Origin of the sequence: Deinococcus sp. QL22 (assembly GCF_023370075.1) — a bacterium.
In the GTDB taxonomy this organism is placed as follows: domain Bacteria; phylum Deinococcota; class Deinococci; order Deinococcales; family Deinococcaceae; genus Deinococcus.
The window spans coordinates 78,071-100,499 of sequence record NZ_CP097154.1 but is presented as its reverse complement, the minus strand read 5'-3'; the positions used below and the strand labels follow the sequence as shown (position 1 = coordinate 100,499).

The following is a 22,429-nucleotide window of genomic DNA, read 5'->3' as shown; positions in this document are numbered from 1 at the left end:
TGCCTCTCTCCTCTCATTTTCGCGCTTTGTTCCGCCCCGCAGGAGACCTATGAAGCTCACCGACTTTCGTACCCTTGGACGCTCCGGCCTGATCGTCAGCCCTCTTTCGCTGGGCACCATGACCTTTGGCACGCCGCGCTGGGGCTCGCCTGACGACGTGTCGGAGAGCATTTTCAATGAGTATGTGGATGCGGGCGGCAATTTTATAGATACCGCCGACGTGTATTCGGGTGGGCGCAGTGAGGAACTGGTGGGCCAGTACACGGCGTCCCGTAAGTTGCGCGACCAGTTGGTGCTGGCGACCAAATTCACCTTTGGGGCGGTGCGCGGCAATCCCAACGCCAGCGGCAACGGGCGCAAGAACATGCAACGGGCGCTGGAAGGCTCCTTACGCCGCCTGCACACCAACTACATCGACCTGTACTGGATGCACGCCTGGGATTCGGTGACGCCCGTAGAGGAAGTGGTGCAGTCGTTCGGCGACCTCGTGCGGGCAGGCACCATCCGGTATTACGGCTTTTCCAACGTGCCTGCGTGGTATTTGGCCCGCGCCGCTACTCTTGCCGCCGAAAACGGCTTGCCCGGCCCGGTGGCCCTGCAAGCCCAGTATTCTCTGGTAGAGCGCAGCCTGGAGCAAGAATATGTCCCTGCGGCCAAAGCGTGCGGCATTGGCATTACGCCGTGGAGTCCGTTGGGAGCGGGCTTTTTGAGTGGCAAATACAGCCGCGAATCGGCAGGAGCCAGCCCGACTCAAGCAGGGGCGGCAGGGCGGCTCAGCGGCCCCAATCCCTTTGGCGACACCAAATTTACCGAGCACAACTGGCAAGTGCTGGACGCTGTGCAGGAAATCGCCGCCGAGGTGGAACGTCCGCCCGCGCAGGTGGCGCTCGCCTGGGTCTTGGCGCAACCGGGCGTAACCGCGCCCATCGTGGGAGCCAGCAAACTCGCGCAACTGCACGACAGCCTCAGCGCCCTAGAACTGCGCCTGACGCCCGAACAACTGAAGCGCCTGAATGACCGCAGCGTGCTTGACCCGGCACACGGCATGACCAAAATGCTGAAGAACGCCGTGTTTGGCGGGGCCTCGGTGCAGGGCTGGGACGACTAAAAGCCGTTCGGGATGACCTCAAGCTGAACCGGGTTTCAAGTCCATCACCGCCACCAACAGGGCGTGAGGGAGTGTGAGCGCGGCAATCAGGGCCAGGTACAACGCGGCAAAGGTTTCCAGGTTATGCACCTGCGGAGCCGCCCAGAGGTACAGGCCGCCCAGCAAGGCAAGGGCAATCAGAGAAATCGGCAGAAGGTCGCGGCTGAGGCGCAGCACCGGGCGGGCCGCTACAGGCTGAAGTTTCAGCAAGCGTCCCAGATGCCGCCAGGCGTGCCACAGCGTGAAATAGATGCCGATAGACAGCGGTGCGGGCACCAGCAGGAAAGTCAACAGGAGCAGCGCCGTTTCAGCCAGTTCAGTCAGCAGAACTCGGCTGGAACGCAGCGTATCGGCTACATACCCCAGCAGGATGACGCCGACCACGACTGCCAAAGCGTTGAACACAGGGGCGGAGAGCAGCGGGCCACTGGCCGTTTTGATGATCTCACCTTGCCCAAACGCCTGCCCTACGCCCGACGCCAAGCGCCCGAACCATTCCGGAAAGGCCAACAGCGGCACCAGAATAGGCAGGCTGCCCCGCGCCAACAGCGTGACTGCCGCGCTCCAGCGTCCCAGCCAGCGGCGGCGGCCCTGCACCGTTTCCAGGTAATGCAGGTCGCCGTGCCCCCAATGCAGGCACGACAACAGCACGAATCCCCAGAATGCGGCGCAGGGCAGGAGCCACCAGAGGCCCAGTGCAAGGGCAGCCAGCAGCGCGTAAACCGCGATATACACCACCACCACGCCCAGCCGTTGGCCCCAGCGCCAGCCAATTCGGGTGGGAACCAGGTGATCCAGCGCCCCGTGCGGAATGCCCAGCAGCACCGTGCTGACCAGCAGAGGTAGGTACATCAGGCGGGTCAGCGACTGCGGAAACAGCAGCCACAGCACCAGCAAAAGCGCCATGCTGCTCCACGGAATCAGCGTCAGGGGAAGCGGGGCCGCACCGACAGGCCGGAGCCATAGTTTCACCGCCGCACGGTCAGAAGTCCATTTCATACGGATGGGGTGGCAGCGGGCAGAAAAATGGCAGCAGGCGAGAACAGTCGCGAGGGCAACAACAGCAATCTGGACAGAATCAAAACGGTCACGCGCCTCCTGAAAGCCGTCTGGCAGCTATGGTCTGCTCAAACCGCGCCGAAGCTTCAGCCGATAGTCGGTGGGTATTGAGTTTCTTGAGCCCAACCTAATCAAAGCCTTAGGATGCCGCTTTAGCAGTTCATACAGTTGTCGCGGTCAGTTTCAGGGCGGCACTCAAGCGGGCTTTGCCGCTGCTTCAGAAAGGCCGTGCGGAGGCAGGCCGTCACGCTATGGTGTCTTCAAACTTGTTGGACACGGCATTCCCGGCTCAGACGTTGACCCTAGCTTCTAAGTCGCACTCTCTTGAGCAGACACAATTTCTTAGCCCCACAGGAGCGAACATGGAACCCAGACGACTTGGCAAAACGGGGCACTTGATCTCCCCTATCGGTTTCGGCGCTTGGGCCATCGGCGGCACCTGGGGCGCGGTGGACGATACCACCAGCCTCGCCGCACTGCACCGCGCCCTCGATCTGGGTGTCAATTTTTTTGATACGGCGGACGTGTACGGCGACGGCCACAGCGAGCAACTGCTCGCCCGCCTGCGCCGCGAGCGATCCGACCCTTTTGTGGTGGCCACCAAAGCAGGCCGCCGCCTCGATCCGCACACCGCCGCAGGCTACAACCGCCAGAATTTGCAGGCGTTCGTGGAGCGCAGCCTACACAACCTCGGTGCAGAGGCGCTGGATTTGCTGCAACTGCATTGCCCGCCCAGCGAGGTGTACGAGCGCGATGACGTGTACGGCGCGCTGGACGAGCTGGTGCAGGACGGCCTGCTGCGGGCCTATGGCGTCAGTGTGGAAACGGTGCAGGAGGCGCTGACCGCCATCCAGCATCCTCACGTGGCGACTGTGCAAATTATCTTCAATGCCTTCCGGCTCAAGCCCGCCGAAGAATTGTTTGCAGCGGCGCGGGCGCACGGCGTGGGCATCATTGCGCGGGTACCGCTCGCCAGCGGCCTGCTCAGCGGCAAGCTGAGGCGCGATACCGCCTTTGCCGAAGACGATCACCGCCGGTTCAATCGTCACGGCGAGGCTTTTGACCGGGGCGAAACCTTTTCGGGCGTGGACTATGACGCGGGGCTGGAAGCGGTGGAACGGTTGCGGCCACTGGTGCCGGAAGGCGCGACGTTGGCCCAGTTCGCCCTGCGCTGGATTCTGATGTTTCCGGAGATCAGTTGCGCGATTCCCGGAGCCAAAACGCCCCAGCAGGTGGCCGACAATACGGCGGCGGCAGACCTGTCTCCCCTGACTGAAGAACAGATGAAGGGCGTGCAGGCCGTATACGACGACCTAATCCGCGCACAGGTTCACCCGCTGTGGTGAGGGCGCTCTAGACTAGTTCGAAGGCTTGTGTTGCCTTAATTTGCGTCACGGTAAGCTGAGGGCAGGGATGGCCTGAATCTCAGGCCATCCCTGCCGCGACGGCTGACCCCGTCTGGAACGCTTGTTCCTGATTTTTTCTTCTGGTGGGGGCGGAACCGCGCGTTCGGGAATCCTGGTGAAGAGTCGTGATGCGGGCGTGCAGCCCCAGGAACGCTTGAGCGCGTTTTCGCCCCTTCACCCCCTGCTGACTTCGCTCTTGTCGGCAAGTGCATCGGTGTTCTGGCCAGGTCACGGTGTTGCCCCAAACCGTGGAGCTCACCTGCGGGTGATCCACCTCCGCCAAGCTCGGACGCTCCCGGATGGCTGCGCCGTCACTTCGGAGCTGACCCGGTGTGAATGACCTCTGGGACGTCGTCTTCACCCCACAGTTTGGTCAGGAAGGTCTTGGCGGCATCGGGATCCCGGTGCCGCCCAAGCAGGATGTCAAGCACAACGCCGGACTGGTCAACCGCCCGTCACCACCCGTGCCGGACACCACCCACGGTGGCCGGAGGGCTTGGTGTCGGTCACGGACAGTCAACCGACCTCGGCCCAATAAAGGCAACACAACCGTTCGAAGACTTTCTGAAAGCCTGAGCAGACCAGTCTTCAGCAGATCATTCTTTACACGAAGCGGTCTACCACCGTCATCCCTAGACCCGCGAATTGGTTCATGTTGACCAGCGCGTCTATAGACTGCTCCAGCGAAATGCGGTTGCCGATGAGTTGATCAGGCTTCAGCAATCCACTCTCGATCATTCTCAGCATGTCTGGGTAGGCGTGGGCGGCGAGGCCGTGACTGCCGTAAATCTCCAGTTCCCGCGAAATCACGGCGTCCATCGGCACGGCGGGGTGGCGTTGGTCGGCCAGCAGCAAGCCCACCTGCACATGCCGCCCCCGCGTTCTGAGGTTTTGCACCGAATTGAAACAGGTTTGCGGGTGGCCCAGTGCGTCCAGCGAGAGATGTACACCGCCCCCGGAAAGTTCCCGTACCGCGGCCACCGCATCTGGCATGGTGCGGCTGTTGACGGTCTGATCGGCTCCCAGTTGGCGGGCCAACTCCAGCTTGGCATCGTCAATATCAATGGCAACGACACTGGCCCCGTGAGCCTTGGCGATCATGATGGCCGACAGACCTATACCGCCGCAGCCGTGCACGGCCACCCATTCTCCCCCCCGCACCCGCCCCTGCTGCACCACCGCCCGAAAAGAAGTGGCAAAGCGGCAGCCAAGGCTGGCAGCGGTCACAAAGTCCATGCTGTCCGGCAGGCGCACCAAGTTCTGGTCTGCAAACTCCAGCGCCACATACTCGGCAAACGATCCCCAGTGCGTAAATCCCGGCTGAAATTGCCGTTCGCAGACCTGTTGATGCCCCGCCTGACACTGAGAACAGCGCCCGCAGCCGCAGACGAATGGCAGGGTCACGCGGTCTCCAGCCCGCCAACGCTGCACCTGTGCGCCCACCGCCACCACGGTTCCGGCAAGTTCGTGGCCCGGAATATGTGGCAGAGCTATATCGGGGTCGTGGCCCATCCAGCCGTGCCAATCGCTGCGGCACACGCCTGTGGCCCCAACCTGCACCACCACGCCAGACTCGGTAGGGGTCGGATCGGGCACAGTGACCAGTTCGGGCTGCTCGCCAAAGGCGGTGTACATGACGCCCTTCATATCCAAACTCTCATGCTCAGACTCTAGCGGGCCAGACGAGTGGGAGGACTTAGAACGCCGCAGTTCTTCACCTAACCCATTCACATCGCCCGTGTCTGCCCGCTCAGCCGAGTCATACGGATTGCAATTGGAAGTCCAAACTGTGGGGCTTTCCATCCGAGCTGTCCAACGCCGGATCGAGCACAGAGACCCGGTTGCGTCCGGCGCGTTTGGCGGTATACATGCTCAGGTCGGCTTGGCGCAGGCCGTCACTGAGCGTGCTGCGCACAGCCCTCACTCCGGCGCTGACCGCAACATGGAGGGGACTGGCCGCCCACTGCGCTTCACACGCCACCCGAATCCGTTCCAGCGTCGCGGCCAGGCTGTCGGGGCTGGGTTGAAGCCGCACCACCACGAATTCATCGCCGCCCAGCCGTGCCAACAGGTCATCAGGGGCAAGGTAGCGCACAAACAGGGCCGCCAATTCCCTAGCACCTGATCCCCCGCACTGTGACCGAAGGTATCGTTGATGTGCTTAAGGTGGTCTACGTCAATGAAAGCCAGCGTCAGGGCCGAGCCGGAAGCCATCTGCTCGCCGCACCACTGCTCGAAATAGCGCCGATTATTCAGGCCCGTCAGGTCGTCGGTCACGCTGACCGTTTTCAGGTCGTCCTGCTCTGCTTCCAGCGCCTACATAGTGTGGCGAAACAGTTCCATATTCTGCCGGGTTTCCTCGGTGCGGTGGACAGTTTCCACCACCTTCAGTTGGGTGCTCAGTTCCTTCTTACAGCGGGTTTTGACGGCTTGCACCATCTCCAGCAAGGTCAGGTAGGCGCTGTGGTGCTTGCCCAACCGCGCCTGAGCCGAGGCCCGCACCTGCAACACGTCGTCCAGCATATCTAGGCGAGTGGTGGCCCAGACCTCAAGCTGCTCCAGCTACGCGAGGGCCGAGGCTGGGTCACCGGAGTTGGCCTCCAGTTTCGCCGAATGGAAGGTCAGGAAACGGCGACTTTCTGTAGGCAGTGGGCGAACCAGTACAGCGTTCAGGCGGGAGCGGGCAGCCTCCACCTCGCCTGCCGCCGCTAGGCGCAGCGCCTGTTGGCTCACCACACCCAGTAGGGCCAGGCGTGGGCGGCCATCACCTGCTCTTCGGCCACATCGAGCATGACCTGACTGCGTTCCGTGTGGCCCAAATCCTGCTCGGCCACGCTGTCGCTTCCAAGCCCGGCCCTGCTTCGTGAGCCACATCAAAGGCCATCTGAAAACGCAGCCGCGCCCGCTCCGGGTCGTCCCAGACCAATTGCACACCGATATCGTTGTGGGCGAGGGCCGCCATTTCTGCGTCTGCGGCCTCCCGAGCCTGCCCGACAGACATCAGCACCGCGCCTTTGATGTGCAGGGCCCGCGCCAGCCAGACCCAGTGACCCGCTTCCCGCAAAGTCGGTTCGGCGGCGTCTATATCCTGCAGCCCTTCTGGGTAGCGTCCCTCACGCCAATTCAGGTAGGCCCGCAGCACAAGGCCTGAGCGGGCTGCTGAGAAGATTGATGAGCCGATTGCTGTGCTGTGTGCCGGGCCGTTTGGTCTGCACAGGCTGACTCCGCGAAAGCCCAAGCCGCCGCCGGGTCGCTCATACGGCTGGCCCAAGCGTGCTCGGCGGCTTGCTCATCAGTCATTCCCCACTATGGCAGATGGCCGCCCTCCTAAAAGCCGTGGTTGTAGGCCAAAACGCACCGTATTTAGATTGTGTCGCCCCGCTTGGGCCAGAGACCGCAACCGAGAGACCGAGCAGCGGCCACCCAACCCCCCCGCCGCACGCCTTCTGTGCCCCGCCTTCTCCTGTCCGTTCCTCTATTGTAGGGTCGCGTTCAAGCCCACTCTTTCGCCCTCAGAGGAACCTTCCATGTCTTCATCGTTTCCGCCGCCTTCCCCTGTTCCTGTCGCTCCGCCCAGTACCCTCGGCACCCTCTGGAAATCGGCTTGGTTCCGGCTGATCGTGTATGTGCTGGTCGGCTTTGTCCTGCTGTGGCTGTACCGCCGACTCAGAACGGTACTGATTGCGACGCTGGCGGCGTACCTGATCGCTTACCTCGTTCAACCCGTGCTGCAGCGCCTAGAACGGTACGGTGTCAAGCGGCCATTGGGAATTACGTTGCTGCTGTTGGTAGTCGTGGGAGTGTTTACCGCCATCAGCCCACTGCTGGGCGTGGTGTTCAATCAGGTGTCGTCGCTGGTGCAGGCACTCCCCAGTTTGGCTGATACCTTCAGTGCGTGGCTCAGCCAGTTGGCCGAAAAGCGTCCGGCGTTGGCAGGCGTGCAGCAGCAGGTCGAGGTGTGGCTCAGCAGCCTCACCCAGAATTTGTCCAGCAACCTTGGCGCAGTGCTGGGCGAGGTCTTTTCGCCCAGCGGCGTGCTGGTCGGCGGCTTGCTGGGCGCGGTGGGAATATTGGGGCAAGTGGTGTTGACCATCATCATCAGCATTTACATGATGGCGCGGTATCCGCAGATCGGGCCGTCCTTGCTGCGGCTGTTGCCCCGGCGTTTTCAGACGTTGGCCGATGACATCAGCGGGCACGTGGGCAACGCTGTGGGCGGGTATTTTCGGGGCCAAATGCTCGTGACGCTGTCTTTTGGCCTGATGGTAGGTACGGGTCTCACGGGCCTCGGCCATCCCGCTGCGCTGGGCATCGGCTTCGTAGCGGCGCTGTTTTATATCGTGCCGTATCTGGGCTTCTGGGTGGCGCTGATTCCTGCCCTGCTGCTGGCAGTCCCGTTGGGCGGCCTGAAGGTGGTGCTGGTGCTGGTGGTCTTCCTGCTCGCCGATCAACTGTCGGTGCATGCCATCTCGCCCAGAGTCATCGGCCAGAACACCAATCTGTCGTCGTTGGCAGTCGTCTTGGCCGTCACCTTCGGCGTGGGCCTGTTCGGCATTCCCGGCTTGTTCATCTCGGTGCCGTTGGCTGCGCTCGCCAAAGCCCTGACCGAAGCGTATTACTACCGCAGCCGGGGGTATCAGGCCATCAGCCGCCCTTATCCAAGACTAGAAGCCGAGCCTGACCCACCGATGATCGTGACACCAGACCAGAGCTTGCGCCCGGAAGGAGGGCAGAGCAGGTAGTCCGAACTGACTAAAAATACGGACGGGCAGCGCTCCGTTCCTGATGTGCGCAGAACGAAAGGAAGTCTCTCCTACCCCTGGCCCAACGGCGACTGTTCCAACTGTGCTAACCAGTCCCCAGGATCGGCGTACACCGCCGCCGCGCCCTCGAAACGGGTGTCGCCGCCGCAGCGCAAAGCAATGGTCGCCACGCCCGCTTTCCGCGCACTCTCGATGTCAAAGGGCGTGTCGCCCACCATCAGCACCTCGGCAGGTTCCAGCCCCAGCTTGCTCACGGCGGCCTGCACGATGTCTGGCTCCGGCTTGGAGGCTTCCACATCCGAGGCGGTGGTGTAGTCGGTGAGCAGGTCGTCTACTCCAGCCACCTTCAGCAAGTCGGCCACCAGAGCCTCATCTGCCGAGGTGCCCACGATCAGGCGCAGGCCCCGCGCTTGGAGGCGCTCTATCAGGGCACGGACGCCGGGTTGGGCCTTCAGATGCGGCACTTCCTCAGCCTGAAAATGCCGCTTCCAAGCCTCGCTGAGCCGCTTAAACGTGGGCGTGTCTTTGTGAATATCGGTCAGCCGGGGCACCATCTGATCGCTGCCCATGCCGATCAGTGGGCGTACCTGATCAAAGGGCACGGTCAAGTTCTCATCGGCAAATGCCTTCACCCAGGCGCGGGCGTGGGCATCATTGCTCTCCACCAGGGTTCCATCAATGTCAAAGATGACGCCTTTATACATGCGGTCAAGGTAGACAGCAAATGGCCCCCGCACATAAGACAGGCCTGGGCAGAACTTTAGGAAAGACGGCCTGTATCTAGGAAGCAGCAAGTCCTGTCATCTTCCTCTGGATTGGCTTAAGGATGAGTCCGTTTTTGATGGTTCGGCAACCGTTATCTTGCCTCCACTGCTGAAGAACATAAACAGGCCCACTGACCGGGCCAGTTCGAGGCGTTGGAGGCTGATATGGTTCGCCCGATTGCTCTGCTTGCCCTGCCCGCATTGGCCCTGACCGCCTCGATCCTGCGTGGGCCGCCCAGTCCTTTGCGCCCCACCACGTCCGCAGATGGCGTGGGGCCGCTGACCCGCCGCCGCTACTGGGCCGAAGTGGAGGGGGCCACCCGCACGCCGCAGGACATCGCCACTGATTGGCGCAACCGCCTGCCTCAGCATTCGCCAAAGGCGATGGCCTGGTTCCGGGGGCTGGATCATCCGGTGCCGCCCATAGCGCAGGGGGATCGGTTGTGGATTTTGCTGCTGGGCACGCGCCGCGCACGGGTCGTCATCGAACACGTAGACGACATGGGCTTCCGCGCCCGCACACTGCGCCTTCATCCCGATGCTGGCACCTCTGAATTTCGGGTGCTGCCGGGACACCGGGCCGGGCACCTGGTCTTGCAGGTGGAATCGGTCATGCGAACAAACTCGCGCTTTGACCGAATCGCCTACATTCTGGGGGTTCATGCGGCACAGCGGATGACCTGGGAGCGGGTGCTAGACAGCGTGGCGGCCTATAGCGGTGGGCAAATAATGAACCGGGGGCATGAAACGGTGGAACTGCCAATGCTGCCGCAGGTGCCGGAGTTGCTGGCGGGGAGTTCGGCCGAGGAATGAGCCGAGCCGAAAATAGGCCGGGTGCAGCCAAGAATTGGCTGGCCATCTAGATGTGAAAACCCTAAAGGTCATTTGAGCTACTTCACGCATTAGCCTCAAAAACACCGCCGAAGGCTTATCAAAGCTGAGCCTTGTGAGGAGGCGGGAGGAGTTCGTGCATGACGAACTGCACCCTGGCAACGGGTCTTGAGGATTTGGAACTGCTCCAGCAACTCAGAGTGGCCCTCATTCCCCGACTGACACCCTCTGAGGTATTGAGCAACACTTATAGAAATCTGCGCCTCCCTAACCTCGGCACCCCCGCTGGAAGTGGTGCTTTTTGATTGGAAGACCTACGAAGTTAAAGACATTCAGACGTTGGGTGAGTTGAGGCTGGAATCCAGGGAAACCGAGTTGCAGATAGGCCAGCCTTTTCATGCCCATCATCCTGCAATTCAAGTGGCCCAAACAGGAGCGGCACAGACAGGGGGGGACAGACCGGAGCGGCACAGGGTAGACCAGGGCAACCAGATTTAAATTCGGCTGGCCCTCTTGGGTCTGGCCCTGTCTGGTTGCCGGGCCGCCCGCACGCGCCGGGGTACTGGCTCTGCACCTTCCCTATTCCCAGGCAGATGCACCGCTAACGGCAAAGGGCTGGACAGAAGATGAGCAGTTGTGGTGGCATTCGGTGGCCTCGTTGACGGGGCTGGCGCTGGATTATGTCGCGCTGGCCGAGCGCACCGAACAACTGGAAGAAAGCAACGTGGAGTTGCGCGGCTACACGCACGCCCTGTCTCATAATCTGGGCGAACCAATAGAGCGGGTATCGAACTTTTTGAAATTGGTGAAACGGCGCTTGCACGGCCAACTGGACACCCAGACGCGCCGTTTGTTCGAACTGAGGCGGCGCGAGGCCGAGCAACTAGCGATCCGGGTAATGGAACTGCGGGTCTTGGCGCTGGTAGACCGCCAAGCCATGCGTGTAACCCCCATTGACCTGAATGTGCTGCTGGTGCAGGTGCACCATATCCTTGCTCCCCTAACACGGGGCCGCCAGATCGAGTGGCTGGTCGCAGATTTGCCCAAAGTCAAGGGGACGCGCTGCTGTGGCAAGTGTTCGTGGAGCTGCTGGCCTTTGTACTAAGTACATCCTTGTTAAGTTTTAGATCAGGGTGGCTCCGAGGGCTTGGAGGGCGATCAACAAGGCCGCTTGGAGTTCGCTGACGGTGTCGTAACACCGCCGAGGCATCAAGAATCCTTTGAGTCTGCGCCAAGTCGTTTCAATGCGATTGAGCATGGGGCAGTACGCTGGGAGATATCGAAGGAGCATCCCCTTGGCAGCCCAGATCGGCTCTCGTGCTCGAATCGCCTGACCGCGATGAAATGAGGCGTTGTCCAACATCACCACCGTCAACCGAGCGGTTCCTGAACGACGCTGCGCGTCGTCAGACTGTTCAGCGAGGGTGTCCAGATAAGCGATGACATCATCCTGCGTGCAAGACGCGGTCAACTGCCGCACCGCCAAATGCTCACCTTGGGCGTCCACGGCCAGCGTACCAATGAGGTTGATCCGTCCTTGAGATCCCCAGCGCGTGGGCACTTTGAACTGCCGTCCGGAACCCCGTGGGAACCAGGAATTGGTGACCGACAGCATCAGTGACAAGCCGGTCTGATCTAAAAACTTGAGGGTGAGTTTGCCATCCAATGCCCCTTTTTTAGCGTCTCGATCGACGCTTGATGCTCATGAATGACATCTGGGTCAGGCACCTGACCCGGGGCGTAGCGTCCCCGCTTCCACGAATAGCCCAGCGCCAGGAGTCGGACGCGGATCGCGTCTCGACTGACCGTGATGCCGAAGCGCTCCTGGAGCGCTTCGGCTAAGAGGTCGCTGTTCCAGAGCCGTTGCTCAGCCAGTCGCTCCTGAAGGTACTGGTCCATCTCTGGGGTGACCCGGCGCGGCGGCCCCGAAGACCGGCCATCCATCAATCCGGGGATGCCACGCTGTTCATAGCGGTCCAGATCATTGTGAACGCTTTGTGGGTTGCGCCCGAAATGCTGTGCGAGGCGCGGTACGGTCATCCCACTGGCGTTCAGACGGACAATGCTCGCTCGCAGACGAACTTTGACGTTGATCCCCGCCCCCAGTTCGAGCTTGCGCAGGGCCGCATCTTCTTCGGAACTCAGCGACAGGTGTCGGGCTGGAGGAGTCATTCCTCAAAGCTTAGCAAGGATATACTTAGAAGACACTTGGGATAATCCCGACACGCAAATCGGCTTGGACACCCAGCCGCCGGACCGCTTCGTGATCCTGCGGTTCTGGGATAATGGGCGCAGCTTTCCGGCCAGCGTCGGAGACCGGCTATTCGAGGTCTTTAACCGCTCGGTACCCCGTCAGACCGATTTTGGCCGACCGGGATTGTCGAACGTTCGGCGGGTCGTCGGGCGGCATGGGGGCCGCATCCGGGTCGAAAGTGAGGAGGGCCGGGGCGTGACCTTCTTTGTTACCCTGCCCCGTGCGGGCGACTGACCGCAAGCGCCTGCGCCACGGCCTGTAAATTGGCAGGCCGGAATCCGTGCGATATTAGGGCCGGAAAAGGCAGGGCGGCGGCATGTTCTGGGTTCCAGAGCGCCAGATGAATGACATGGGGCCGCGTTTGCAGTGTCGGCAGAAGTGCTGTCTGAGCCGCACCTAAGCTCCAACGGTTGGTGGTGGCGAACAGGATGGGGGCAGTGGGAAACTGAGTCAGCAAAGCCAGAGCTTCTGCCGGGTCACGGCGCAACAGGCCCACTTGCAGGGCGGGAAAGTGAGGGCGGATCGCGTCGGCCAGAGCTGCACCGCTGGGCGCGTCACCGTAGGGGCCGCCCAAGTCACTGGTCTCAGGGACGATAAGGAGGAGCGGTGCGGCAGGGTCGAGCGTGGGCCAATCGCCGCTAAAGCCGAGGCTCTGAGCGGCCCAAGCTCCAATCTGTTCTTCATCCGCCTGTTGCTGAGGCAGGGAATAGGGGCGTGGCGTACCGGGAAAACGGGAGGCGACACGTTCAAGACGGCTTAGAGCCTGTGCCACACGCCGGGGCGACAATCGGCCCTCATCCAGCGCCCGCTGTAGTGCCAAAGCGTGGTCGGCGTGGGTGTTCAGATCACCGTGCCCGCAACTCAGCACGGCGTCGGCCCCGGCCAGCAGCGCCAGAGGAGCCGCCTCGCCGTGGGGGTGGCGGTCTGCAATGGCGTGCATGTCGGTGGCGTCGGTCACAACTACGCCGTCATACTTCCAGTCGGTTCTGAGAAGATCGGTCAGAAAGGCGGGCGACAGGGTGGCGGGCTGCACGGCGTCCAGCGCGGAGTACACGATATGAGCGGTCATGATGCTCCCCACGCCTGCCGCCACTGCCGCCCGGAAAGGCCGCCATTCGGTCTGCTCCAGTTCGGCGTGGGATTTGTTCACGGTGGGCAGGGTCAAGTGACTGTCCTGGGTGGTGTCGCCATGCCCCGGAAAGTGTTTCACGGCGCTCAGCACGCCCTCTTCCTCACTGCCCAGCGCCCATGCCACACCCAGCCGGGCCACCAATTCAGGGTCACTGCCAAAGGCCCGCTCTCCGATCACCGGATTCAGCGGGTTCACGTTCACATCCAAGCTGGGCGCGTAATTCCAGTTGATGCCCAGTTCGATCAGCCCGCGTGCGGCGATTCGGCCAGCTTCCCGCGCCGCTTCCTCGCTGCCGATAACGCCCAAAGCTTGCGGCGTGGGTGCGTGTGGACGGTCTAATCGCCGCAGCACCGCGCCCCCCTCCTGATCGGTGGCAATGAGCGCGTCGTGGCCCAGCGCATCCCGAATATCCTTCACCAGTTGGGCCGTGCGCTGCGGCGTGCTGAAATTGCGGGCAAACAGGCACACACCGCCGAAGCTGTGCTGGGCCAAAAAGCGGGCCTGTGCGGGGGTAAGGTCGGGGCCGGGCAGGTCGATAATCAGGGTGCGGTTGGGGAGCAGAGCCGTCATTGCTGGGCCTCCATTATTTAACTGCACCTTCCATTCCCTTCATGAAGTAGCGCTGGGCCGCCAGAAACACCAGCAGTACGGGCAACATCATGATCAGCGATCCGGCGGCGATGTTAAAGGGATCGTAGTTGAATTGCCCTTTCAGACGCAGCACGGCTACGCTCAGGGGCGCTTTGTCGGGCGCGGCAGACAGCACCAGCATGGGCCAGAAGTAGGCATTCCAGGTGCCCACCAGCGTAAAAATGCCCAGTGCGGCCAGCGAAGGCTTGCTCAATGGCAACATAATGCGGGTCAGAATGGTCATCTCGCCCGCACCGTCCAGTCGCGCGGCTTCCAGTAGGGCGGTAGGCACGCCCAGAAACGCCTGCCGCATCAGGAAAATGCCGAATGCACCCGCGATGGTGGGGATGACCACGCCCAGATGTGTCCCCAGCAGGCCCATGTTTTTGAGGGTCAGGGTATTGACGATAAAGGTGGTTTCTCCCGGCAACACCAACGTCGCCACGATGATGGCGAAGATGATATTGCGGCCCGGAAAACGGAAGCGGGCCAGCGGATAGGCAGCCAAAGCCGAAACGATCAACGTGCCAACCACCGTCAGCGCCGTTATAGAAATGCTGTTCCAAACGTACTTGCCCAACTCGAAGGTGCGGTAAACCTCCAGAAAATTGTTCAGCGTCACGGCCTTGGGAAACAGGCTGGCCGGGAAATCGTAGATGCTGGTTCCAGCGCGTTTGTCGGTAATAGCAATCGCAAAAGTCCAGACGAACGGGAACACAGCGAAGATCAGGACGACGGTGAGCATAACGTAACGCAGCACCAGCCGAAGCGCCTTTTTGTTGCTCCTGCGGTGCGGGACGGTCTGCACAATGGGTCTTGTTACGGCGCTCATTTGTCGTCTCCATCGCTGTCACGGAACAGGCGGAAGTTAGCGACAGACAGGGCCAATGCCACCACTGCTACCACCAGACCCGCCGCACTTGCCAGCCCATAATCAAAGTTGAAGCCCTGAAATGCCTTGGAATAGACGTACATGAGGGCGGTATACGTGCTGTTCAGCGGGCCGCCGTTGGTGAGTACCAGCACTTCTTCCAGCACGCGCAGGGCGGCAATGGTCGACAGCAGACTGCACAGCAGAATCGTGGGTTTCATCATCGGCACCGTGATTTGCCAGAACCGCTGCCACGCTGACGCGCCGTCCAGCACCGCCGCTTCTTCCAGTTCTTCGGGGATGCCCTGTAGTCCGGCCAGATACAGCACCATGTAATAGCCGAAGCCGCGCCAGAACGTGACAAGCATGACGGCCCAGAACGCGGTGGACTCGCCGTTCAGCCAGCCGACTGCGCCGCCCGGCAGCAGATGCAGCGCCCCCAGCACCCAGTTCAGCGTGCCGTCTTTGTTGTAGACCCATTCCCACATCACGGCGGCCAGAGAAATACTGGTGACGACGGGCACATAGTAGGCTGCCCGGAAAAATGGCATGCCGGGCAGATTTTTGTTGACCAGCACGGCCACCGCCAGTGACGCCAACTGCAACACGGGCACCACGACCAGATATTTCACGCTGTTGCCCAGAGAAGTCAGAAACAGCGGATCGGCAAAGAGGGTGCGGAAGTTTTCGATGCCAATCCATTTGGGCGGCAATCCCTGCCCAAACCGCGCCCCGCCATATTCGGTGAACCCCAGATAACTGCCGTAGGCCAGCGGATAGAAGGTAAAGAGGGTCAGCAGAATGAGGGCGGGGGCTAAAAATGCGTAGGACATCAGCGTGTCACGCCATGAAAAATCGGAACGGGTGCGCGGTGTTTGGGTGCGCTGGGCACGGGTCATGAAACACCTCCTTGATGGGGGAGAAAATCCGGGATTTAAGTTAACGACTGGTTGTCTAAAGTCGCTCAATCCAAGCAGCGGCCCGCCCCACTATTCGGCAGGCGGGCCAAGGGGTTAGGGCGCAGAAGTCAATTCTTTGCCCCAGACCCTTACTTCTTCATATTCGTATTCCAATAGCTTACCGTATCATTCAACGCCTGAGCCGCTGTTTTCTTGCCCAGCATAGCGGCTTCTATGTTGTCGCTGAAGTTCTTGTACAAATCGTCGCTGTTGCCGGGAACCTTGAAGCCGGGATTGATAAAGCGGCCCGATGCACCCACCAAGCTCGTGGCTTTGGCAATAGGATCGGTGCTGACTTTCTTGAAGAAAGGATCGTTCTGGGCGGCGGCGGTGGTCGGCACAATCGGCACGATCTTGGCAAAAGCGATCTGGTTGGCGTTGTTGGTAAAGAAGGCAGCGAGCTTGGCAGCCTCGGCGGGGTGCTTGCTGGCGGTGGGAATGACCATGCCCATGCTGGTGCCGGTCTGCACGCCCGCCTTGCCCAGCGGCGCAGTCGTGACCACTGTTTTGGCGTACAGGCTGGGGTTGGAGTCCTTGATGCGGTTCAGGGCTTGCGGCCCGCCCACGATCATGGCGACTTTGTTCTGGGCGTACAACTCGGTTGCCAACTGGAAGGCTTCTTTTCTTAGCGCGTCTTCGGGCAGGTAGCCGCCTTTAAACAGGTCGACGTAGCGTTGCAGCAGGGCAATATGCGCGGGCGAGTTGAAGGCCGCCTGACCGCTGGCGTTGTAAATCGGCAGACCATCGGAGAAGAAGTAGCCGAGGAACGACGCGCCGCCGGGGTCTTTCAGGGCCGGAACCCACGCATAAGCGCCCGTTTTATCTTTCACGGCCTTCACCATGTTCAGCATCTCGGTCATGTTGCGCGGCGCTCTCACACCCGCTTTTTTCAGCAGATCGGGGTTGTACAGCAGCACGCCTTCATTCAACGAGCCGTACCAGGGGTAGCCGTAGACTTTGCCGCCAATCGTAAAGTTCCGCAGCGTTTGCGGGTAAAAGGTGGTTTTGAGGGTAGCGGGCGCGGTCAAGCCGTCAACTGCCCGCAGGAAGCCGTTCTGGGCGGCTTTGGCGGTCTCGTCGATGTTCAGGTTTACCACGTCGGGTGCGCCGCCCATGTTCACGCTGGCGATAAAGTCCTGCACCATCGTGGCCTGCTTGTCGAACCATTTGACCTTGATATTGGGGTTGGCCTTCTCGAAGGCGGCGATGGTGGTCTTGATGTACGGATCGAATTTGGGGCTGAGGTACCACGTCCAAAACTGGATTTCGACGGGCTGCTGGGCGGCGGCGGTGCTGAGGTGGCCGGAAGTGGCGCTGAAAGCGAGGCCGAGAGTGAGCAGGCGCAGGGCGTATTTCATAGGGACTCCTTGAGAATGGGCCGGGTGGCCTGAGTGAGAAGGAAATCTAATATTTCTTGTCCACCACGCTTTCTGCGGTCACCCGCAACATGGCGTGGCTTTCGGGGCGGCGGGCCAGAACAGCGGCGTACAGCATTTCCAGCACCAGCGCCTGAGAAGTAAGTGTGCCCAGAACGCTGTCGGTGAGCGGGTCTTCCTGGGTCGAGGCGAATAAAACGGCGCTAGCGTAACGGGTGACTGGGCTGCTGGCGCGGTGGGTAATCGAAACAGTGAAATGACCGTGAGACTGTGCTAATTTCAGGTGCTGCACGGTGTCTATGGTGCTTCCGCTTCCGCTGAGGCCAATCACGACTCCGCCGCGTGGCATGGCGCTGATACTGACGGCGGCAAGGTGAGGATCGGTGTGGACGACGGCAGTGATGCCCAATCTCATCAGGCGGTGGGCGAAATACTGGGCCAGTAAACCGCTGTTGCCCTGCCCGGTCAGGTCTACTCTGGGGGCACGGGCCAGAGCCTCTGCCACCACGTCCATCACGGCTGGGTCGTGCAAATGGGCCGTATCTTCCAGCGTCTGGGCGCACTGCCGAACCAAAGCTTGCGCGTGCGTTTGGGCTATTCCGGGGCCAGAAGGTTTCGGTGGTGGGCGGCCCAGCACGTCTGTGGCCAGAGCGATTTTGAAAGCGTGAAATCCGGCGAATCCCAACTTGCGGCACAGCCGCGTAATGGTGGCCTCCCCTACCCCAACTTGCAGGGCCAACTCGGTAATCGTCTGGTGCATCACGGTGTCGGCGTCAAGTGAGACGTGGTCGGCAACCCGTTTCAGGCTGGGCGAGAGGGCGGAAGATTGCAGGCGGATGCGGCCCAGCACGCCAGCGGGCGGCGCGGGAGAAGACAGGGGAACGGTGGGCAATGCGTAACCTCCTGACAACAGGCGGAGAACAAAGGTTGACAACTGCTGTTCTGGTGATGTGGCGCAACTGTGTTGGTTGTAACCACATCATGATAAAAATAATTACCCATGTCAAGTGGCAAGCTGAAAATTTCAGCCAGAAATGGGATTGTGTAGGGAATCTAGCGCCTGTTGGGAGGAGGCCAACGCTCAACCCACTCCTGGAAAGCAGTTTGCAGAGGCCAATTCCAAGCGTCTTGGATAGGATTTATAGCAACGTGGGCCGAATCGTCGAGATCGTAACCTGTGAAAGTCCTCCCTTGATGTATTGGTCTGAAAGATATTTTCAGCTTTGTCAGACTGAACCTATGGAGGCAGAAAAAAGCGCCGTCCCAGATCGGGAACGGCGCTGGAATCGAAGGAAGTTTAAGCGGGAACCTGGGCCAGCAACTCGCGCAACTTCTGGGTGTCCTGATGAAAGCCCCGGATGCCTTCGTTCAGCTTCTCGCCTGCCATCGGGTTTTCTGCGAGGCTCCAGCGGTAGTCGGCTTCGCTGATCTCGGTTTCGGTGCGCTTGCCCTCGCTGGGCTGCAATTGGCGCTCCAGCACGCCTTCATCGGCGGCCAGTTCCCCCAGCAGTTGCGGGCTGACGGTCAGGCGGTCACATCCGGCGAGGGCTTCCACCTGTGCGGCACTGCGGAACGACGCGCCCATGACCACAGTGGCGTACCCCTGTTCCTTGAAGTGGCTGTAAATCTTGCGTACAGACTGCACGCCGGGGTCTTCGTCGATGGGATAATCCTTGATTCCAGTGGACTTTTTGTACCAATCGGTGATGCGCCCCACGAACGGCGAAATCAGGTACGCGCCCGCCTGAGCGCAGGCAATCGCCTGTTCCAGCCCAAAAATCAGAGTCAGGTTGCAGCGAATGCCTTCTTTCTCCAATATCTGGGCGGCCCCAATGCCTTCCCAGGTGGCCGCCAGCTTGATCAGAATGCGGTCGCGGCCCACACCCTGGCCCTCGTACAGCGCGATCAGGTGACGGGCGCGGCTCAGCATGGCGTCCTTGTCGAAGGACAGCCGGGCGTCCACTTCGGTGCTCACGTCGCCGGGCACGATGCGGGTCAGTTCTGCGCCGATCTGTACAGTCAGGCGGTCAATGACGGCGTCCACGTTTTCGCTGCCCGAAACGCTGCTGCGGGCCGCCGTCAGTAGAGAGCCGTAGCCCACCAATTGCGCCGCCTTCAGAATCAGGGACGGGTTGGTGGTGCAGTCGCGGGGCTGATACAGCTTGATGGCCTCTATGTCGCCCGTATCGGCCACCACGATAGACATGCTTTTCAGTTGTTCCAGTTTGTTCATGGTTGTTCCTCCGGTCATGCACGATTGGTCGTTCGGTGCTGATGCTACTCCCCTGGAGTCTGGAGCAAACTTTAAGTGTTAGCACACGCACGGTCTGGCTTCTGCTTACCTCGGCGGCAACGACAGTTTGCCCGCAATAACGGCATGTTTGGCCCCGGTGGTGCGCGGCAAAGTGTTGGGCCAGCCCTGAGCGGCGTAGTAGCCCAGCACCGCAAAAGCTGCTGCTTCCCGCGCCGTAGAGTTCCAGCCCCTTTCCTCGAAGGTCAGCACGGGAACGGGGGCCAGAGCCGCCCGAAACTGCGCCATGAATACAGGATTGAAGGCTCCGCCGCCCGCCACCACGATTTCGTCTAGGCCGTGTGGCAGCACAAACCTCGCGTAACTCTGGGCAATAGCCTGCACGCTAAAGGCAGTGACAGTGGCTGCCAGATCGGGCACAGACAGGCCCGATGCGCCGGGCAGATGGGCCAGTGTCCAGTACTCGCGGCCTGTGCTTTTGGGCGGCGGGGTCAGGAGTTCGGGATCTTTCAACCACAGATTGACCAAGGCTTGATCGGCCTGCCCACTGGCTGCCAAGTGCCCGCCCTCGTCGTAGCGTTGGCCCGCTAAGGCGGCGGCTTCGTCGATCAGGGCGTTGGCGGGGCCAGTGTCGAAGGCCAGCACTTGCTCGCCCACTCCGGGCAAATAAGTCAGGTTGGAAATGCCGCCCAGATTGTGAATGGCCCGCCGCACGCCTGCTTCAGCAAACATAATTCTGTCGGCAAACGGCACGAGTGGCGCGGCCTGCCCTCCTGCGGCGAGGTCGGCGGGACGGAAATCGGAGATGACAGGTTTCCCGGTGCGCTCGGCAATCACGGCGGCTTCCCCCAGTTGCAGGGTGGCCCGCCGCATCCAGCCCCGGCCCTCATCCACACGCGGAATGTGCATGACCGTCTGCCCATGTGAGGCGATCAGGTCAGCCTTGTCGGACAGTTTGGCGGCGGCTTCGGCCAGCAGTTCGCCCAACCAGAAATGCAGTTGGGCGAGGTCAGATGAGTTGGAAGTGTCCCGGCCAGCCGCCAGAATGGCGGCCCGCAGGTCGTCGGAGAAGGGCGTAAAACGGTGTTCCAGCACCCGCACTCTTCCGGTAACTTCGGACAGCGCGGGTGGCCCATCTCTCCCCTGCGCCAAGCCAAAGCCGTGTAGTGCAGGCCAGCCGGGAAACTCGGTCAGCACGGCGTCTATGCCGTCGGCGCTGGTGCCGCTCATCAGGCCCAGCACGCGTGGAGAGGGTGCAGTCATGGGCGCAGGCTAGAGCATTTTCATTGACCAGAGCAGCAGATCAGCGGTTTTGCGGAAAGCCCAGATCCACCTTGCTGCTTGCTGGATCGGGCCAGCGCGACGTGATGACCTTGGAGCGGGTGTAAAACTTGACCCCTTCTGGCCCGTACATATGGGTATCGCCAAACAGACTGGCCTTCCAACCGCCGAAGCTGTAATAGGCGACAGGCACGGGAATCGGTACATTCACGCCCACCATGCCGACTTCCACATCGAATTGGAATTGGCGGGCCGCGCCGCCATCACGGGTAAAAATGGCGGTGCCGTTGCCGAATTCGTTGTTGTTGATCAGTTCCAGCCCTTCCGCGTAGGTGTCGGCCCGCACCACGCACAGCACCGGGCCAAAGATTTCATCGTCGTAGGCGGCCATGCCGGGTTTCACGTTGTCCAGCAGCGACACGCCGAGGAAGAAGCCGTCGCCGTCGAAGTGGGCGTCGCGTCCGTCTACGACCACTGTTGCGCCCTGTTGCTCTGCCGAAGCGATATAGCCTGCCACCTTGTCGCGGTGTTCACGGGTGATGAGTGGCCCCATTTCGTTGCCTGCCACGTCGCCGGGGCCAATTTTCAGGGCTGGAATGCGTTCCTGAATAGCGCTGATGAGCTGATCGCCCGCGCCGCCCACCGCCACCAGCACGCTGATAGCCATGCAGCGTTCTCCAGCCGAACCGTAGGCAGCAGATACGGCGGCGTCGGCAGCCATCCCAATATCGGCGTCGGGCAGCACCAGCATGTGGTTTTTAGCTCCACCGAGGGCCTGCACCCGCTTGCCATTCTTGGTTCCGGTTTCGTAGATGTAGCGGGCAATCGGCGTGCTGCCCACGAAGCTCACGGCGGCAATACCGGGGTGGTTCAAGATCGCGTCCACAGCTTCCTTGTCGCCGTGAACCACGCTCAGCACGCCTTCTGGCAGGCCTGCATCCTTCAGTAATTCGGCCAGAAACAGAGCCGAAGACGGGTCTTTCTCACTGGGCTTCAGGATGAAGGCATTCCCGCAGGCAATCGCATTGCACAGCATCCACAGTGGCACCATCGCCGGGAAATTGAACGGCGTGATGCCCGCCACCACGCCCAGCGGTTGCTGAATGGAGTACACGTCTACCCCCGTGCTGACCTGTTCGGAGTAGCCGCCTTTCAGCAGATTGGGGATGCCACACGCATATTCCACGTTCTCGATGCCGCGTGCAATTTCGCCCAGCGCGTCGGAATGCACCTTGCCATGCTCGCGGGTGATGATGCGGGCGAGTTCGTCTTTGCGGGCTACCAGCAGTTCACGGAACTTGAAAATGACTTCGGAACGCTTGCCCAGCGAAGTCGCACGCCACACTTTGGCCGCAGCCGTGGCGATCTGCACGGCGGCGTCAAGTTCGGCAGTGCTGGCTAGCGGCACTTGCGCCTGAATCTGTCCGGTGGCGGGGTTGTACACAGGCGCGCTGCGGCCTGATTGTCCGGCAGCGGGGGCGTTGTTGAGCCAGTGGGCGAGGGTTTGAACGGTGGGGGTTGGAGCGGTTGCAGTCATGGGAGGAACCTCGGTTGTGGAAAGTAGGAAAGAGGCAGGAGAAAGAGTAATCGCTTCGCTACACTCACCCCTCCCAGCCTCCCCCTCAAGGGAGAGGAGCTAAAACGCAGGCTCTTTTTCTGTCTTTCTCAGCCCCTCTTGACTGGTACAGCTCCGCAGGAGAGGGGG

At 61.2% G+C, this 22,429-nt stretch carries 24 protein-coding genes and 1 pseudogene; 7 read left to right on the top strand and 18 right to left on the bottom strand.

The annotated features are described in order from the left end of the window. Window positions 1-49: 49 nt before the first annotated feature. Window positions 50-1,108, top strand: coding sequence for an aldo/keto reductase (locus tag M1R55_RS26980; RefSeq protein ID WP_249396323.1), 1,059 nt, complete (start codon window positions 50-52; stop codon window positions 1,106-1,108). An 18-nt stretch (window positions 1,109-1,126) separates the two neighbouring features. Here the strand turns inward: M1R55_RS26980 and M1R55_RS26975 are convergent, their stop codons facing one another. Further along, complete coding sequence (locus tag M1R55_RS26975) at window positions 1,127-2,146, bottom strand: beta-carotene 15,15'-dioxygenase, Brp/Blh family (protein WP_249396322.1); 1,020 nt, start codon at window positions 2,144-2,146, stop codon at window positions 1,127-1,129. A 422-nt stretch (window positions 2,147-2,568) separates the two neighbouring features. On the opposite strand from M1R55_RS26975, the gene M1R55_RS26970 reads away from it, so the two are divergent. Beyond that, window positions 2,569-3,552 carry an aldo/keto reductase gene (locus tag M1R55_RS26970; RefSeq protein ID WP_249396321.1) on the top strand — a complete coding sequence of 328 codons (984 nt, stop codon included), beginning with the start codon at window positions 2,569-2,571 and terminating at the stop codon, window positions 3,550-3,552. 371 nt (window positions 3,553-3,923) lie between these two features. Here the strand turns inward: M1R55_RS26970 and M1R55_RS26965 are convergent, their stop codons facing one another. From M1R55_RS26965 to M1R55_RS26940, 6 genes and pseudogenes are all read right to left on the bottom strand, one after another. Beyond that, on the bottom strand, window positions 3,924-4,043 hold the full coding sequence (locus M1R55_RS26965) for a hypothetical protein (protein WP_249396320.1): 120 nt from the start codon (window positions 4,041-4,043) through the stop codon (window positions 3,924-3,926). 172 nt (window positions 4,044-4,215) lie between these two features. Beyond that, entirely contained in the window at window positions 4,216-5,259 is a 1,044-nt protein-coding gene (locus M1R55_RS26960) for a zinc-dependent alcohol dehydrogenase family protein (RefSeq protein ID WP_249396319.1), read from the bottom strand. Between the two features lie 112 nt (window positions 5,260-5,371). Further along, window positions 5,372-5,889 (bottom strand): annotated as a pseudogene (locus tag M1R55_RS26955) (GGDEF domain-containing protein). A gap of 39 nt (window positions 5,890-5,928) precedes the next feature. Beyond that, window positions 5,929-6,135: a hypothetical protein gene (locus M1R55_RS26950; RefSeq protein WP_249396318.1), complete on the bottom strand. Its 207-nt coding sequence runs from the start codon at window positions 6,133-6,135 to the stop codon at window positions 5,929-5,931. 39 nt (window positions 6,136-6,174) lie between these two features. Continuing rightward, window positions 6,175-6,345: a hypothetical protein gene (locus tag M1R55_RS26945; RefSeq protein ID WP_249396317.1), complete on the bottom strand. Its 171-nt coding sequence runs from the start codon at window positions 6,343-6,345 to the stop codon at window positions 6,175-6,177. Window positions 6,346-6,376: 31 nt separating this feature from the next. Continuing rightward, window positions 6,377-6,754, bottom strand: a complete 378-nt coding sequence (locus M1R55_RS26940; protein ID WP_249396316.1) for a hypothetical protein — start codon at window positions 6,752-6,754, stop codon at window positions 6,377-6,379. Between the two features lie 385 nt (window positions 6,755-7,139). Between M1R55_RS26940 and M1R55_RS26935 the strand changes: the two genes are divergently transcribed. Then, the gene (locus M1R55_RS26935) at window positions 7,140-8,354 is read left to right on the top strand and encodes an AI-2E family transporter (protein WP_249396315.1); all 1,215 of its coding nucleotides are present in this window, start codon (window positions 7,140-7,142) and stop codon (window positions 8,352-8,354) included. Between the two features lie 71 nt (window positions 8,355-8,425). On the opposite strand, the gene M1R55_RS26930 is transcribed toward M1R55_RS26935, so the two are convergent. Then, on the bottom strand, window positions 8,426-9,079 hold the full coding sequence (locus M1R55_RS26930) for an HAD family hydrolase (RefSeq protein WP_249396314.1): 654 nt from the start codon (window positions 9,077-9,079) through the stop codon (window positions 8,426-8,428). A gap of 225 nt (window positions 9,080-9,304) precedes the next feature. On the opposite strand from M1R55_RS26930, the gene M1R55_RS26925 reads away from it, so the two are divergent. The 3 genes from M1R55_RS26925 to M1R55_RS26915 all read left to right on the top strand — a co-directional run bounded on the left by M1R55_RS26925 (window position 9,305) and on the right by M1R55_RS26915 (window position 11,075). Further along, on the top strand, window positions 9,305-9,952 hold the full coding sequence (locus tag M1R55_RS26925) for a DUF1990 family protein (protein ID WP_249396313.1): 648 nt from the start codon (window positions 9,305-9,307) through the stop codon (window positions 9,950-9,952). A 158-nt stretch (window positions 9,953-10,110) separates the two neighbouring features. Continuing rightward, on the top strand, window positions 10,111-10,275 hold the full coding sequence (locus tag M1R55_RS26920; protein ID WP_249396312.1) for a hypothetical protein: 165 nt from the start codon (window positions 10,111-10,113) through the stop codon (window positions 10,273-10,275). 344 nt (window positions 10,276-10,619) lie between these two features. Beyond that, window positions 10,620-11,075, top strand: a complete 456-nt coding sequence (locus tag M1R55_RS26915; RefSeq protein ID WP_249396311.1) for a hypothetical protein — start codon at window positions 10,620-10,622, stop codon at window positions 11,073-11,075. A gap of 18 nt (window positions 11,076-11,093) precedes the next feature. On the opposite strand, the gene M1R55_RS26910 is transcribed toward M1R55_RS26915, so the two are convergent. Together M1R55_RS26910 and M1R55_RS26905 are read right to left on the bottom strand one after the other, a co-directional pair. Beyond that, window positions 11,094-11,636, bottom strand: coding sequence for a transposase (locus M1R55_RS26910; protein WP_249395927.1), 543 nt, complete (start codon window positions 11,634-11,636; stop codon window positions 11,094-11,096). Further along, complete coding sequence (locus M1R55_RS26905) at window positions 11,606-12,142, bottom strand: helix-turn-helix domain-containing protein (protein ID WP_249393826.1); 537 nt, start codon at window positions 12,140-12,142, stop codon at window positions 11,606-11,608. The genes M1R55_RS26910 and M1R55_RS26905 overlap by 31 nt, the downstream gene beginning before the upstream one ends. A 64-nt stretch (window positions 12,143-12,206) precedes the next feature. Between M1R55_RS26905 and M1R55_RS26900 the strand changes: the two genes are divergently transcribed. After that, window positions 12,207-12,458, top strand: coding sequence for an ATP-binding protein (locus tag M1R55_RS26900; RefSeq protein WP_249396310.1), 252 nt, complete (start codon window positions 12,207-12,209; stop codon window positions 12,456-12,458). Here the strand turns inward: M1R55_RS26900 and M1R55_RS26895 are convergent. From M1R55_RS26895 to M1R55_RS26860, 8 genes are all read right to left on the bottom strand, one after another. After that, window positions 12,433-13,926: a glycoside hydrolase family 3 protein gene (locus tag M1R55_RS26895; RefSeq protein WP_249396309.1), complete on the bottom strand. Its 1,494-nt coding sequence runs from the start codon at window positions 13,924-13,926 to the stop codon at window positions 12,433-12,435. The two genes, M1R55_RS26900 and M1R55_RS26895, sit on opposite strands and share 26 nt — an antisense overlap. Before the next feature lie 13 nt (window positions 13,927-13,939). Beyond that, a complete protein-coding gene (locus M1R55_RS26890) occupies window positions 13,940-14,818 on the bottom strand; it encodes a carbohydrate ABC transporter permease (protein ID WP_249396308.1) in 879 nt (292 codons plus the stop codon). Then, a complete protein-coding gene (locus tag M1R55_RS26885) occupies window positions 14,815-15,756 on the bottom strand; it encodes a carbohydrate ABC transporter permease (RefSeq protein WP_249396307.1) in 942 nt (313 codons plus the stop codon). The genes M1R55_RS26890 and M1R55_RS26885 overlap by 4 nt, the downstream gene beginning before the upstream one ends. Before the next feature lie 149 nt (window positions 15,757-15,905). Next, complete coding sequence (locus M1R55_RS26880; protein WP_249396306.1) at window positions 15,906-17,174, bottom strand: sugar ABC transporter substrate-binding protein; 1,269 nt, start codon at window positions 17,172-17,174, stop codon at window positions 15,906-15,908. Window positions 17,175-17,220: 46 nt separating this feature from the next. Then, on the bottom strand, window positions 17,221-18,084 hold the full coding sequence (locus M1R55_RS26875; RefSeq protein ID WP_249396305.1) for a MurR/RpiR family transcriptional regulator: 864 nt from the start codon (window positions 18,082-18,084) through the stop codon (window positions 17,221-17,223). Window positions 18,085-18,489: 405 nt separating this feature from the next. After that, on the bottom strand, window positions 18,490-19,425 hold the full coding sequence (gene tal / locus M1R55_RS26870) for a transaldolase (RefSeq protein WP_249396304.1): 936 nt from the start codon (window positions 19,423-19,425) through the stop codon (window positions 18,490-18,492). Between the two features lie 105 nt (window positions 19,426-19,530). Further along, window positions 19,531-20,706, bottom strand: a complete 1,176-nt coding sequence (locus M1R55_RS26865) for an anhydro-N-acetylmuramic acid kinase (protein WP_249396303.1) — start codon at window positions 20,704-20,706, stop codon at window positions 19,531-19,533. A 40-nt stretch (window positions 20,707-20,746) separates the two neighbouring features. Further along, on the bottom strand, window positions 20,747-22,261 hold the full coding sequence (locus tag M1R55_RS26860) for a CoA-acylating methylmalonate-semialdehyde dehydrogenase (protein ID WP_249396302.1): 1,515 nt from the start codon (window positions 22,259-22,261) through the stop codon (window positions 20,747-20,749). Window positions 22,262-22,429 lie beyond the last annotated feature (168 nt).

Bases quoted from the DNA above. Each gene is read 5' to 3' on its own strand.
- M1R55_RS26980 (WP_249396323.1), top strand. From the start codon at position 50: ATGAAGCTCACCGACTTTCGTACCCTTGGACGCTCCGGCCTGATCGTC.
- M1R55_RS26975 (WP_249396322.1), bottom strand. From the start codon at position 2,146: ATGAAATGGACTTCTGACCGTGCGGCGGTGAAACTATGGCTCCGGCCT.
- M1R55_RS26970 (WP_249396321.1), top strand. From the start codon at position 2,569: ATGGAACCCAGACGACTTGGCAAAACGGGGCACTTGATCTCCCCTATC.
- M1R55_RS26960 (WP_249396319.1), bottom strand. From the start codon at position 5,259: ATGAAGGGCGTCATGTACACCGCCTTTGGCGAGCAGCCCGAACTGGTC.
- M1R55_RS26950 (WP_249396318.1), bottom strand. From the start codon at position 6,135: ATGCTGGACGACGTGTTGCAGGTGCGGGCCTCGGCTCAGGCGCGGTTG.
- M1R55_RS26935 (WP_249396315.1), top strand. From the start codon at position 7,140: ATGTCTTCATCGTTTCCGCCGCCTTCCCCTGTTCCTGTCGCTCCGCCC.
- M1R55_RS26930 (WP_249396314.1), bottom strand. From the start codon at position 9,079: ATGTATAAAGGCGTCATCTTTGACATTGATGGAACCCTGGTGGAGAGC.
- M1R55_RS26925 (WP_249396313.1), top strand. From the start codon at position 9,305: ATGGTTCGCCCGATTGCTCTGCTTGCCCTGCCCGCATTGGCCCTGACC.
- M1R55_RS26920 (WP_249396312.1), top strand. From the start codon at position 10,111: ATGACGAACTGCACCCTGGCAACGGGTCTTGAGGATTTGGAACTGCTC.
- M1R55_RS26905 (WP_249393826.1), bottom strand. From the start codon at position 12,142: ATGACTCCTCCAGCCCGACACCTGTCGCTGAGTTCCGAAGAAGATGCG.
- M1R55_RS26895 (WP_249396309.1), bottom strand. From the start codon at position 13,926: ATGACGGCTCTGCTCCCCAACCGCACCCTGATTATCGACCTGCCCGGC.
- M1R55_RS26890 (WP_249396308.1), bottom strand. From the start codon at position 14,818: ATGAGCGCCGTAACAAGACCCATTGTGCAGACCGTCCCGCACCGCAGG.
- M1R55_RS26885 (WP_249396307.1), bottom strand. From the start codon at position 15,756: ATGACCCGTGCCCAGCGCACCCAAACACCGCGCACCCGTTCCGATTTT.
- M1R55_RS26880 (WP_249396306.1), bottom strand. From the start codon at position 17,174: ATGAAATACGCCCTGCGCCTGCTCACTCTCGGCCTCGCTTTCAGCGCC.
- tal (WP_249396304.1), bottom strand. From the start codon at position 19,425: ATGAACAAACTGGAACAACTGAAAAGCATGTCTATCGTGGTGGCCGAT.
- M1R55_RS26865 (WP_249396303.1), bottom strand. From the start codon at position 20,706: ATGACTGCACCCTCTCCACGCGTGCTGGGCCTGATGAGCGGCACCAGC.
- M1R55_RS26860 (WP_249396302.1), bottom strand. From the start codon at position 22,261: ATGACTGCAACCGCTCCAACCCCCACCGTTCAAACCCTCGCCCACTGG.